This is a genomic window from Asanoa sp. WMMD1127 (genome assembly GCF_029626225.1).
Taxonomy (GTDB): Bacteria; Actinomycetota; Actinomycetes; order Mycobacteriales; family Micromonosporaceae; genus Asanoa.
Genome location: NZ_JARUBP010000001.1, coordinates 6,617,482 through 6,629,717, shown reverse-complemented (window position 1 = coordinate 6,629,717; position 12,236 = coordinate 6,617,482). Strand labels below are relative to the sequence as shown.

Genomic DNA, 12,236 nt, shown 5'->3' with positions numbered 1-12,236 from the left:
TCCAGATGGGGGAGTCGGGTCCGCGCCGGAGGCCGTAGCTTGGCGAGCCATGACCATGATCATGGCCGACCCGGCCCCGGTCGAGCGGCCGCCACGGCCCGGCTCGGTGACCGTCGCCTTCTGGCTTCAGCTCGCGGCCGCTGCGGTGCTGCTCGCGGTGGTCGGGTCGGTGGTGGTCTCCGCGGTCCAGTTCGACGGGCTGGTGGACCGGGCCGTCGCCGCGGTGCCGGACGCCGATCCCGCCGAGGTCAGCGCGGAGCGCACCACCAACCTGGTGATGTCGGCCATCATGGGCTCGCTGTTTCTCCTGATGGCCGCGTGGCTCCTGGCCACCGCCGCGCCGCTGCGGCGGGGCAGCAACGTCGCGCGGATCCTCGTGTTCATCGGCGCCGGCGCGCACCTGGTGCTCTGCCTCGCGCCGTGCGTCGGCGGCGTCGCGTTCCTGCCGTTCTTCTTCCTGCCCGAAGGGCCCGCGGACGGGCCGCCGACAGAGGGGTTCCCGACCGACTGGAGCGAGTCCCGTTTCATCGAGACGCTCTATTCGGACGGCGCCGCCTACCAGGACCTCCTCTTCGGCAGCGTCGCCGTCGCGTCGATGATCGAGGCCGTGCTGGTGATCGCCGTCGTGGTGCTCGTCGTGGTCCCGCCGGCGCACCGCTACTTCGTACCGCGGCCGCCCACGCCGCCGTGGCCCGGCCCGGCCTACGCCATGCCGTACCCGACGTACGTCATCTGCCCCGACCCGGCCGCCCACGCACCGAAGACCGAGGCCGGGGGATGACGGAGACGACCGGCGCCCTCCACCACGTCGAACTCTGGGTGCCCGACCTCGACCGCGCCACGCGAAGCTGGGGCTGGCTGCTGACCGCGCTCGGCTACGCGGAGTTCCAGCGCTGGCCGGCGGGCCGCAGCTGGCGCTCGGGTGCCACCTACGTGGTGGTCGAGCAGTCCCCGGCCATGTCCGCCCCGACGCATGATCGCCATCGACCTGGCCTCAACCACCTGGCCTTCCACGTCGCCACCCGCGCGGAGCTCGACGCCCTGGTCGACGACGCGCCCGCGCAGGGCTGGACACTGCTCTTCCCGGACCGCCATCCGCACGCCGGCGGACCGGACACCTACGCCGCCTACCTCGCCAACGAGGACGGCTTCGAGGCGGAGCTCGTGGCTAGCTGAGGTCGCAGGCGTCCAACGACCGCTCGTACCCAAGGAAGAACGACTCCGTGCGCTGCTCCGCGGTGCCGTGCGCGCCCGGGGTGAACCACGGCACGCTCGGGTCGTCGCCGACCGCGAGCAGGCCGCGCTGGAACTCGTCGAGGTCGCCCTCGGCCAGCTGGAGCGCCTTGCCGCGGACCGAGTCGCCCAGGTAGGCGCCCGCCATGCAGTCGGCCTGCAGCTCGTGGTCGATCGTCAGCCGGTGCTGGACGCCGAGTCGCTGCTGGATGGCGTGCGCGTACTCGTGGCCCAGCAGGTAGTAGAGGAACGCGTCGCCGACCTGCTGGAAGGCGGCGACCGCGAAGTTCACGTCGTACGCGATGAAGTCGCCGTCCGGGCAGTAGACCGCGTTGTTGCGGGGCACCGGCTCGCCGCCGCAGTCGACCTCGCCGTCGCGGGTGTAGGAGATGATCCGGCGTACCGGCTGGAACCGCTCGCCGGACTGCTTGAACGTGGCCGACCAGTAGGCCTCCGCCGACTCCGCCGCGTCCTGGATGTCGTTCTTGAACTCGTCGGCGGTCATCGTGCCGTCATCGTCGTCGCCGCTCGGGCCGCCCGGGTCACCGCTCGCGGCCGGCGGGTTCTCCTCCGGTGTCCCGCCGCCGGTGTCGATGCCGCAGGCCACCGCGACCAGCCCGGCCACCAGCAGGGCGAGCACCCGGGTCAGAACGGGTCTGGTCATCGCGACGTCCTCTCTCACGGTCGGCTCAGGATTTACCCGCGGACCACACCGCGCACACGCTCAACATTGTCCCGGGTACGGACAACCGTGACGCTCGCCACCGAGGCGCGGCGCGATGCGGGGCCGTGGCCGCATCCGGGCGATACTCGTCCTGATGACGGATGCGGTGGAGAACGCGCACCGGCCCGCGGCCGTGCTGTTCGACATGGACGGCACGCTGCTCGACAGCGAGCGGGTCTGGGACATCGGACTCAAGGAACTGGCCCGGGAGTACGGCGGAGAGCTGTCCGACGCCGCCCGGCTCGCGATGGTCGGCGGCAGCATGGACACCTCGATGGCGATCCTGCACGCCGACATCGAGCAGCCGTGGCGCGACGCCGACGCCTCCGCGGTCTGGCTGATCGCCCGGATGGCCGAGCTCTACCGCACCGAGCTGCGCTGGCGGCCCGGCGCACGCGAGCTGCTGACCGCCACCCGGGCCGCCGGCATCCCGACCGCGCTGGTCACCAACACCGGCCGCGAGCTGGTCGACATCGCCCTCGAGGTGATCGGCCGGCACTGGTTCGACGCGGTGGTCTGCGGCGACGAGGTGGCGGCGAGCAAACCGGACCCGGAGCCCTACCTGATGGCCGCCCGCCTGCTCGGCGTGCCGGCCGCGCGCTGCGTCGCGATCGAAGACTCTCCGGTGGGCGTCACGAGCGCTCTCGCGGCGGGAGCGGCGGTGATCGCCGTACCACACGACGCGGCGGTCGCCCCGCGCCGCGGCGTGCACATCGTGGACAGCCTCACCGCCGTCGACCTGCCGCTGCTCGCGGCCCTGACGGACCGTCCGGTCCCGACCCCCTGACCCGCCGGCAGGCAAGGGTTTCGCGTGGGTTGATGCGGGCACTGGGACGCCCATGCCAGCCGCACAGCAGGACTCGCGATCGCATCAGCGCCGCGTCGACCGGTCGCCGAGGTCCGCGGTCGTCGTCAACCCGGTGAAGGTGGACGACCTCGACCACCTGCGGGAGACCGTGGACGGCGCGCTGAGCAAGGCGGGTTGGCCGGCCCCGCAGTGGCTGGAGACGACCCCTGACGCGCCGGGCTACGAGCAGGCCCGCGCCGCGGTCGAGGCCGGGGCAACGGTGGTGTTCGCCTGCGGCGGCGACGGAACCGTCATGTCGGTGCTCGGTGCCCTGGTCGGCACGGACGCGGCGATGGCGATCCTGCCGGCCGGCACGGGCAACCTGCTCGCCGCCAACCTCGGCATCGCCAGCGACCTGGCAGCCGGCATCGAAGTCGCGCTGGAGGGTGGCCAGCGCCGCATCGACGTCGGCGCCGTGGAGGACGGCTTTTTCGCGGTGATGGCCGGGATGGGCTTCGACGCCCGCATGCTCGACGCCACCTCGGACACGGCGAAGGCGCGCATCGGCTGGCCGGCGTACCTCCTCGGCGCCCTCAAGCACCTCAGAGACCGACCGATGCGCGTGACGATCCGGGTGGACGACGGCGCCCCGGCGCGGCACCGCGCCCGGTCGGTCCTGATCGCCAACGTCGGCCGCCTGCAGGGTGGCGTGCCGCTGTTGATCGACGCGGCGCCCGACGACGGGCTCCTCGACGTCGCCGTGCTCACCCCGCGCACCCTGCGGCACTGGGCCGCGCTCGGCCTCGCCGTGGTGCGCCGCCGTCGCCGCGTGCCGTCGATGCGGGTCCTGCGCGGCGCGCGCGTCGAGGTCGTCAGCGACCGGCCCCAACCGCGCCAACTCGACGGGGACGTCATCGCTCCGGGCGACCGGCTCCTCGTGGAGGTCTGCCCGGAGGCCGTGTGGCTCTGCGTCCCGGAGCCGGCCGAAGACGCCGACCTCGCCGAGGACGCCGACGCGGCGGCCCGCCGCGGCGCACACCTGGTGGACTAGGTCGTGTTTCGTAGGGCGTCGATGCTGCGGCGTGTCGGTGATCGATAACTGAAGAGGTCTCCGGTAGTTGGTTCAGCGACCAAGCTAGAACTTCACACCGGAGACCTCGTGCCGAGCGTAGCGGCAGTGAGGCGACATGACCTGACCGACGTGCAGTGGGCGGTGCTCGAACCGCTGCTGCCGGCGGGAACCGGTCGTGATCAGCCCCGCAAATGGACCATGAGGATGATCATCGACGGGATCCGGTGGCGGGTCCGGACCGGCTCGCCGTGGCGAGACGTTCCGGCGGTGTATCCGCCGTGGCAGACGCTGTATCGATGGTTCCGCCGTTGGCAGCGCGACGGGGTCTGGGCGCAGATTCTGGCGGTGTTGCAGGCCCGGGCGGACGCGGCCGGGTTGATCGGCTGGACGGTGAGCGTGGACTCGACCATCAGCCGCGCCCATCAGCACGCCGCGGGCGCCCGCCGCGACGGTGACGGGCAGAAGGAGCCGCCCGGCGGAACGCAGAGCGAGCCGGCAGATCACGCGCTCGGCCGGTCCCGGGGCGGCTGGACCACCAAGACCCATCTGGCCTGCGAGCAGGGCCGCAAACTAATGGCCGCGATAGTCACCGCCGGCCAACGCGGCGACAGCCCTCAGTTCATCCCCGTGCTGGCCAAAGTGCGTGTCACGCGCGCCGATGGCGGCCGGCCCCGGACCCGCCCGGACACGGTCCTGGCAGACAAGGCGTACACCTCCGCAGCCAACCGCGCCCACCTGCGCCGCCGCGGCATCCGAGCCTGCATCCCGAGCAAGACCGACCAAGACGAACACCGTAAGGCCAAGGGCTCCCGAGGCGGGCGTCCGCCCGCCTTCGACCCCAACCTCTACCGGGCGCGTCACGCCGTCGAGTGCGGCATCAACCAGCTCAAACACCACCGCGCCATGGCCACCAGGTACGACAAACTCGCCGTGCGCTACGAAGCCACCCTGACCATCGCGGCCATCAACCAATGGCTCCGAGCCCTACGAAACACGGCCTAGGGCCCCTACCTGTAGCCAATCAATTTCAGGTTGGTGGTCATGCGGGGTTCAGGGTCGGACGGGGGCGGCTCTCCCGGTGTCCCGGCCGAGCCGACGGTCGGGCCTGGACGCGCGGCCGGAATGCATGGCGTTGTCGCCCGGACCTTCGGCTCGTGATCTCTCACCCTGCCAGCGATGCGGATGGCCTCTCCGACCGCTCCAAGATCATGTGCGCCGGATCTGGGATCGAGGCGGGTGTGGTCAAGATCATGTGCATGCGAACGCGAATCCCGAGGGCGTGTCGTGCAGACCTCGTGCACACGATCTTGCATCCGAGATCGGAACTTCCCGTTCCCGCACACCTGATCAAGGCCGCTGGCAGCCACCGGTGCCCCGCGCCGGCGTTACCCCTGTCCCGCGTCCCTGGCATTGACCGTGGAGATCTGTTGGCGTCGAGATCCGCTCGGCTCGTCGTTCTGGAACGGCGCCTCCCGCACCGCGGCGCGTCGCGCGCGACACGCCGCCGCGCGGGCGAACGCTCGAGATCTTGGTAAAGGAATGCTGCTATGGCAGTGTCATGTCCCGGGAGATGTGTCAAGGGTGTGTCCCGGTTGATGTGTCACGGTTTTGATCTTGGTTGGGTTGGTTGTAGGGGGACGTAGGTTTTGCCGGGGGTCTGAGCTTGACCCGGTTTCCCGGACACTTCTGGTGTGGTGATCACGCCGCGGTGGCTAGATCGGTGTGGTGTCGTTCGTAGTCGATCGGGGACAGGTTGCCAAGGGCCGAGTGCCGTCGGCGTGGGTTGTACCAGGCCTCGATCCACTCGAAGATGGCGTTGGCCAGCTCCTGACGGTTGCCCCAAGGTTGGCGGTCGAGGAGCTCGAGCTGCATGGAGCCGAAGAACGATTCGACCAGGCTGTTGTCGTAGCAGTCACCGATCGAGCCCATCGAGCCGAGCAGCCCGGCCGTGCGTAGCCGGTGCCCGAACGCCCAACTGGTGTATTGGGTGCCGTGGTCGGAGTGGACCACGGTCTGTCCGGCCACCGGTCGGCGGCGCCAGCGGGCCATGTCCAGGGCGTCGACGACCAGCTCCGTGCGTAGGTGGTCGGCGATCGACCAGCCCACGACCCGGCGGGCGAACACGTCCAGGACGACCGCGCAGTAGACCCAGCCCTGCCCGGTGCGGTGTTGGGTGATGTCGGTGACCCACAGCGCGTCTGGACGGTTGGCGACGAACCGGCGGTTGACCAGATCCGCTGAGGGTGTGGCGGCCGGATCCCTGACGGTGCAACCCCTTCGCCGCCGCCGATACACCCCTTCGAGGCCGTCGGCGCGCATCAGCCGAGCGATGAGCTTGACCCGGTTTCCCGGACACTTCTGGTGTGGTGATCACGCCGCGGTGGCTAGATCGGTGTGGTGTCGTTCGTAGTCGATCGGGGACAGGTTGCCAAGGGCCGAGTGCCGTCGGCGTGGGTTGTACCAGGCCTCGATCCACTCGAAGATGGCGTTGGCCAGCTCCTGACGGTTGCCCCAAGGTTGGCGGTCGAGGAGCTCGAGCTGCATGGAGCCGAAGAACGATTCGACCAGGCTGTTGTCGTAGCAGTCACCGATCGAGCCCATCGAGCCGAGCAGCCCGGCCGTGCGTAGCCGGTGCCCGAACGCCCAACTGGTGTATTGGGTGCCGTGGTCGGAGTGGACCACGGTCTGTCCGGCCACCGGTCGGCGGCGCCAGCGGGCCATGTCCAGGGCGTCGACGACCAGTTCGGTGCGTAGGTGGTCGGCGATCGACCAGCCCACGACCCGGCGGGCGAACACGTCCAGGACGACCGCGCAGTAGACCCAGCCCTGCCCGGTGCGGTGTTGGGTGATGTCGGTGACCCACAGCGCGTCTGGACGGTTGGCGACGAACCGGCGGTTGACCAGATCCGCTGAGGGTGTGGCGGCCGGATCCCTGACGGTGCAACCCCTTCGCCGCCGCCGATACACCCCTTCGAGGCCGTCGGCGCGCATCAGCCGAGCGACCCGTTTACGGCCGCATCGGACCCCGGCCGCCAGGCGCAGCTCGGCATGGACCCGCGGCGCGCCGTAGCTACCGCGGGACATCTGATGGATCTCGCGGATCGTGCGGGTGAGCGCCTCATCGGCCATCGCCCGCCGGCTGGGCCCACGCCGGCGCCAGTGGTGGAACCCGGCCCTCGACACGCCCAGCACCCGGCAGCACACCGCCACCGGTATGCCGTCGGCGGTGAGCTCTACGACGACCGGGTAGATCATTTTGGGAGGACGTTCTCCCGCGCGAAATAGGCCGCGGCCCGGCGCAGGATCTCGTTCTCCACCTCCAGACGCCGCTTCTCCTTACGCAGCGCGGCCAGCTCCTTGCGTTCCTCGCTGGTCAACCCCTCACGCCTGCCGGCGTCCCGGTCAGCCTGGGCCAACCAGTTACGCAGGCACGACTCGGAGATCCCCAAGCCTTTCGCGACCTGCGCGATCGGCTGCTCCCTCAACCGGGCCAACTCGACCGCACGCTCACGGAACTCCGGCGGGTGTGGTGCAGGCATCCGAACTCCTCCCTCGGCGACAGTCTCGCCTCAGATCAGGTGTCCGGGAAAGCGGGTCAAGCTCAGGTCAGGGTGGCGGTGCCGATGGGGTGGCCGTCGGGGTCGTAGATGGTGGCGTGGCCGTTGTGGCGGATGACGGTCAGGGTTTGGCCGAGACGGGCTATGCCGACGCCGATGCGGTGGGAGCCGGCGTTGATTTTTCCGTAGTCGGTGACGCGGCAGCGGTGGACGGTGGCGTCGGTCTGGATGGGCAGGGCGGCGGGTCCGCCGTGGCGGGTCGCGGAGGTCCAGGCGTGGTGTGGGGTGGTGCGGCGGGCGAGGGCGCAGTGGGCCCGTCGGGTGTTGTAGTAGTCGCGGTAGTCGTCGGGTAGGCGTTGGAGCTGCGCGATGGTGGTCGGGATGCGGTGGTGGGTGAGCCATTTCTTGAGGGTTTGGTGGTGGCGCTCGACCTTCCCGCAGGTTTGTGGGTGGTAGGGGCTTGAGTGGATCAATCGGGTGCCCCAGCCGTTGAGCGTGGACGCGAACTGTGACGCTGCGGTGGTGGCGGAGGACCAGGTGTTGGTGAACGCGGCGCCGTTGTCGCAGAGCACGATCGCGGGTGGTCCGTGCTGGTTGGCGGCGGCGGTGATCGCGGTGATCGCGGCGGCGGCGGTCTCGCCGGTGGCGGCGGTGCAGGCGACCAGCATCCGGGTGCAGTCGTCGAGGACGTCGAAGACGACCGCGTTGCGGCCACCGGTCAGGGCGACGACGGTCGCGTCGATCTGGTAGCGGTCGCGGGGTTGGGCGAACGCGAATCGCCGCCACGAGCTGCGAGGCCGTTTGGCGGGGTTCGCGTCGAGCAGGCCGTGGCGGGACAGGACCCGGTTGATCGTGGACCGCGACGGCACCGACCATGGTGCTCTGATATCGGCCGCGATCCGGGTCAGGGCGTCGCGGATGTAGTCCGCGCCGTTGTCCGGGGCGAGGTCGGCACGTAACTTGCGGATCCACGCGTCGAGGTCCGGGCCGGCCATGCCCGGGCTGTGGTGTGGGCGGCGGGACTGTTCTCGCCACGCCCCTTCGGCGGCGACGCGGGCTTTGTGTCGGTAGAACGTCCGCGTCGTGACGCCGTTCTCACGGCACCACCGCGCCACATTGTCGATCTTCACGCCAGCGGCCAGGACCGCGTCCATCGCGTTCAGCATTTGACGCCGTATCGCCATCCCTGGCAGTCAACCCGGTGTGACACATCTACCGGGACATCAAGTGCGACAGATGTCATGGGACTGAAGAGCTCCCATAGCAGCATTTGCTTACCTAGATCTCAAACGCCTTGCTGCCGCGAGTGAGGAACGGTCCGTTCCAATCGGAATCCGATTGGAACGGACCGTTCCTCACGTCGGAGACGGGTCGGGCCCCCACGGCCCGGCCCGTTCCCCCGGTCACTCGTGCGCGATCGCGCCGAGCACGTTGAGCCGGGCCGCGCGGATCGACGGCAGGATCGCCGCCACCACGCCCACCAGGGCGGCCACGCCCAGGTAGAGGCCCATCGTCGTCCACGGGAGCGTCAGGTCCGTGAAGCCCTGGTCGCGCAGGGCCCGCACGACCGCGGCTCCCAACCCGGACCCGACCACCACGCCCAGCAGCGCGCCGAAGACCGAGATCACCACGGCCTCCACGGTGATCATCCGCATCGTGGCCGCGCGGCTCAGGCCGATCGCGCGGAGCAGGCCCAGCTCACGGGTGCGCTCCATGACCGACAGGGCCAGCGTGTTGATGATGCCCAGCACCGCGATCAGGATCGCCAGCGCCAGCAGGATCTGGATCATGACCAGCACCTGGTCGAGCATGTCCGTCTGCTGCTGGGTGAACGCGTCCTGGTCGATCACCGAGACCAGCGGGTTGCCGGCGACCAGCGCCTCCAGTTGCGGCTGGACCGATGACACGGGCGTGCCTTCGTCGAGCCGGATCAGTCCCATGAACGGTGACGGCTGGGCGAAGTCCTTCATCGCCTCCGCCGGCAGCATGATCTCGCCGATCGACTTGTCGGTCGGCGCGATGCCGCTGACCGTGTAGCGATGCTCCTCGCCCCGGCTGAGCTGCACCGTCAGCACTGAGCCGACCGTCCAGCCCTGCTCCTTGGCCGCGTCGTCGTTGACGATGACCTGGTCCGGACCCTGTCGCGAGATGTCGCCCGCCACGGCCGTGCTGCCGTAGATGCTCGGGATCGGCGCGGCGTCGGTCACGGACGTGACGAACTCCCGCTTCCCGTTGACCGTCGCGAGGTCGTTGCCGACGGCGACCACGTCGCGTACGCCCGGGATCGCCTTGGCCTGGTCGACCACGCCGAGGTCGAACGTCGGGAGCCGCGGCCCGCTCTGGCTGCCCTGGATGATCAGCTGTGCGTCGACCGCCTCGACCGCCCCCGCGATGCTGGTCTTCGCCGACGAGGCCACCACGCCGACGCCGGTGACCAGCGCGATGCCGACCATCAGCGCGGCCGCGGTGATCGCGGTGCGGCGCGGGTTGCGGCCCGAGTTGAGCCGGCCGAGCTTGCCCGGCACCGACCAGGAGAAGATCCGGCCGAGCAGGCCGACGACGGGCCGGCTGAGCACCGGGGTCAGCAACGCGATGCCGACGAACGCCAGCAGCACGCCACCGGCGACGAGGAGCAGGCCGCCGTCCGCGTAGAGGCCGACGCCGAGCAGGGCGCCGGCTGCCGCCGTGACGACCGCGCCGACCGTCGTGATCTTCGTGAGCGGCCGGTCCGGCGTCGCGACGTCCTGCATCGCGGCGATCGGCGGGATCCGCGACGCCCGCAGCGCCGGCATCACCGCGGCGATCACAGTGACCACCAGGCCCACCGCGAACGACGCGATGATGGCGACCGGGGGCACGCCCAGCCCGGCCAGGGTCAGGCCGCCGGCGAACTTACCGGCCAGGTAGGCGAGGAGCGCGCCCACACCGATGCCCGCCGCCAGGCCGATCACCGACGCGACCATGCCGACGATCACCGCCTCGATCAGCACCGAGCCGATCACCTGCCGGCGGCCCGCGCCGACCGCCCGCAGCAGGGCCAGCTCGCGCGTCCGCTGCGCCACCACGATCGAGAAGGTGTTGACGATCAGGAAGATGCCGACGAAGAGCGCGATGCCCGCGAAGCCGAGCAGGATGTTGTTGAAGAAGCCGAGCCCGTCCTTGAGCCCCTGTGCGTCGTCGGCGGCGGCCTCCTCGCCCGTACGCACGGTGTAGTCGGCCCCCAACGCGGCCGCGACCTGGTCCTTCAACGCGGCGGGGCTGGTGCCGTCCGCCGCCTGCACGTCGATGCTGCTGAACACGCCCTTCTCGCCGAGCATCAACTGCTGCGCCACCGGGTCGGTGAACGCGATCTCGTTGACGCCGCCGAGGCTGTCCCGGTCGCCGCTGTAGCCGAACGTGCCGACGATCGTGAACGTCCGCTGCTTGGCGTCGAGGGTCAGCACGCCGACCCGGTCGCCCACCTTGACCTTGCCGGCGGTGGCCAGCGCCACGTTGACCGCGATCTCGTCGTCGGCGGTCGGACCACGACCCTCGCGGAGCTGGGTGAGCTCGTTCTCGCCGAGCCAGTTCTCGCCGAGCTGCGGCGGCCCGAACGAGCCCACCGCCTTGCCGTTGCTGCCGATCAGCGTCGCGCCGTCGGCGGCGACGACGCCACGGGCCGAGGCGACGCCGGGCACCGAGGTGACCGCGGACACCGCCGAGGCCGGGATGTTGGCCGGGACCTGCTCGCCGTCCATCTCGTCGACCGCCACCTTGGGCTTGCCGGCGATGGTCACGTCGGTCTGCGAGTACGCGTCCGAGAAGATCGAGTCGAAGGAGCGGGACAGGGTGTCGGTGAGCACGAAGGAGCCGGCCACGAACATCACGCCGAGTACGACCGCGAGGCCGGACAACAGCAGGCGGACCTTGCGGGCCAGCAGGCTCTTGAGGGTGGCGCGCAGCATCAGCGCTCCACCTCGGCCGGCGCGTCGAGCTTCTTCATGCGGTCGAGCACCATGTCGGGCGTCGGGGCGTGCAGCTCGTCGACCACGGCGCCGTCGGCCAGGAAGATGACCCGGTCGGCGTACGACGCGGCCACCGGGTCGTGGGTGACCATGACGATCGTCTGCCCGTGGGTCCGCACGGAGTCCCGCAGGAAGCCGAGCACGTCGGCGCCCGAGCGGGAGTCGAGGTTGCCCGTCGGCTCGTCGGCGAAGATCACCTCGGGCCGGGCCACCAGGGCGCGTGCGCACGCCACCCGCTGCTGCTGGCCGCCGGAGAGCTGGGCCGGCCGGTGGTCGAGCCGGTCCTGCAGCCCCACCGTCTTGATCACCGTGTCGAACCAGGCGTCGTCGGGCTTGCGGCCCGCGATCGACAGCGGCAGCAGGATGTTCTCCTTGGCCGAGAGCGTGGGCAGCAGGTTGAACTGCTGGAAGATGAAGCCAACCTTGTCGCGGCGCAGCCTGGTCAGCCCGGCGTCACCCAGCCCGGTCACCTTCGTCTCGCCGATCCGCACCTCACCGCGGGTGACCGCGTCCAGGCCGGCGAGGCAGTGCATGAGCGTGGACTTGCCGGAGCCGGAGGGCCCCATGATCGCCGTGAACACGCCGCGGGCGAACGTGACGCTCACCCCCCGGAGCGCGATCACCTCCGCCTCGCCGCTGCCGTAGACCTTCCACACGTCGTCCGCGCGGGCCGCCACCGGATCGCTGGCCGTCACCTGGTTCCCCCTCGTGTCATGGTCCGGCCGGACCAGGACGGTCCGGCCGGCATCATCCATGCTGCGGGAGCCGGGCAACCCTTCTCGTCCGCCCCGCGACGGAGGGAGGGCGGATTTTCCGGTGCGGGTTACCCGTACCCGGCCTCAGGGTTTGTCCCTGACCG

At 70.5% G+C, this 12,236-nt stretch carries 11 protein-coding genes; 5 read left to right on the top strand and 6 right to left on the bottom strand.

Annotated features, from left to right (window positions below; all coding sequences use genetic code 11):
- Nucleotides 1-49 precede the first annotated feature (49 nt).
- Entirely contained in the window at nucleotides 50-781 is a 732-nt protein-coding gene (locus O7635_RS31670; protein WP_278084158.1) for a hypothetical protein, read from the top strand.
- The gene (locus O7635_RS31665; RefSeq protein ID WP_278084157.1) at nucleotides 778-1,176 is read left to right on the top strand and encodes a VOC family protein; all 399 of its coding nucleotides are present in this window, start codon (nucleotides 778-780) and stop codon (nucleotides 1,174-1,176) included. Before O7635_RS31670 ends, O7635_RS31665 begins: the two co-directional genes overlap by 4 nt.
- Here O7635_RS31665 and O7635_RS31660 read toward each other — a convergent pair.
- Nucleotides 1,169-1,897, bottom strand: coding sequence for a neutral zinc metallopeptidase (locus tag O7635_RS31660; RefSeq protein WP_278084156.1), 729 nt, complete (start codon nucleotides 1,895-1,897; stop codon nucleotides 1,169-1,171). The genes O7635_RS31665 and O7635_RS31660 overlap by 8 nt on opposite strands.
- A gap of 193 nt (nucleotides 1,898-2,090) precedes the next feature.
- Here O7635_RS31660 and O7635_RS31655 point away from each other — a divergent pair, with 193 nt between their 5' ends.
- From O7635_RS31655 to O7635_RS31645, 3 genes are all read left to right on the top strand, one after another.
- Entirely contained in the window at nucleotides 2,091-2,744 is a 654-nt protein-coding gene (locus tag O7635_RS31655; RefSeq protein WP_278085620.1) for an HAD family phosphatase, read from the top strand.
- 52 nt (nucleotides 2,745-2,796) lie between these two features.
- On the top strand, nucleotides 2,797-3,795 hold the full coding sequence (locus O7635_RS31650) for a diacylglycerol kinase family protein (RefSeq protein WP_278084155.1): 999 nt from the start codon (nucleotides 2,797-2,799) through the stop codon (nucleotides 3,793-3,795).
- Between the two features lie 126 nt (nucleotides 3,796-3,921).
- Complete coding sequence (locus tag O7635_RS31645; RefSeq protein WP_278085619.1) at nucleotides 3,922-4,818, top strand: IS5 family transposase; 897 nt, start codon at nucleotides 3,922-3,924, stop codon at nucleotides 4,816-4,818.
- 696 nt (nucleotides 4,819-5,514) lie between these two features.
- Here O7635_RS31645 and O7635_RS31640 read toward each other — a convergent pair.
- From O7635_RS31640 to O7635_RS31620, 5 genes are all read right to left on the bottom strand, one after another.
- Nucleotides 5,515-6,147: an IS3 family transposase gene (locus O7635_RS31640; protein WP_278085618.1), complete on the bottom strand. Its 633-nt coding sequence runs from the start codon at nucleotides 6,145-6,147 to the stop codon at nucleotides 5,515-5,517.
- Nucleotides 6,148-6,186: 39 nt separating this feature from the next.
- Nucleotides 6,187-7,355, bottom strand: a protein-coding gene (locus tag O7635_RS31635; protein WP_278079640.1) for an IS3 family transposase whose coding sequence is annotated in 2 segments (ribosomal slippage) — nucleotides 6,187-7,106 and nucleotides 7,106-7,355 — 1,170 coding nt in all. Because the reading frame shifts where the segments join, the coding sequence is not laid out codon by codon here.
- A gap of 62 nt (nucleotides 7,356-7,417) precedes the next feature.
- On the bottom strand, nucleotides 7,418-8,527 hold the full coding sequence (locus O7635_RS31630) for a DDE-type integrase/transposase/recombinase (RefSeq protein ID WP_278084154.1): 1,110 nt from the start codon (nucleotides 8,525-8,527) through the stop codon (nucleotides 7,418-7,420).
- 249 nt (nucleotides 8,528-8,776) lie between these two features.
- Nucleotides 8,777-11,317: an ABC transporter permease gene (locus tag O7635_RS31625; RefSeq protein ID WP_278084153.1), complete on the bottom strand. Its 2,541-nt coding sequence runs from the start codon at nucleotides 11,315-11,317 to the stop codon at nucleotides 8,777-8,779.
- The gene (locus O7635_RS31620; protein ID WP_278084152.1) at nucleotides 11,317-12,072 is read right to left on the bottom strand and encodes an ABC transporter ATP-binding protein; all 756 of its coding nucleotides are present in this window, start codon (nucleotides 12,070-12,072) and stop codon (nucleotides 11,317-11,319) included. Before O7635_RS31620 ends, O7635_RS31625 begins: the two co-directional genes overlap by 1 nt.
- Nucleotides 12,073-12,236 lie beyond the last annotated feature (164 nt).

Excerpts from the sequence above, each read along its gene's own strand:
- O7635_RS31670 (WP_278084158.1), top strand. The coding sequence starts at position 50 with ATGACCATGATCATGGCCGACCCGGCCCCGGTCGAGCGGCCGCCACGG.
- O7635_RS31665 (WP_278084157.1), top strand. The coding sequence starts at position 778 with ATGACGGAGACGACCGGCGCCCTCCACCACGTCGAACTCTGGGTGCCC.
- O7635_RS31660 (WP_278084156.1), bottom strand. The coding sequence starts at position 1,897 with ATGACCAGACCCGTTCTGACCCGGGTGCTCGCCCTGCTGGTGGCCGGG.
- O7635_RS31650 (WP_278084155.1), top strand. The coding sequence starts at position 2,797 with ATGCCAGCCGCACAGCAGGACTCGCGATCGCATCAGCGCCGCGTCGAC.
- O7635_RS31630 (WP_278084154.1), bottom strand. The coding sequence starts at position 8,527 with ATGGACGCGGTCCTGGCCGCTGGCGTGAAGATCGACAATGTGGCGCGG.
- O7635_RS31625 (WP_278084153.1), bottom strand. The coding sequence starts at position 11,317 with ATGCTGCGCGCCACCCTCAAGAGCCTGCTGGCCCGCAAGGTCCGCCTG.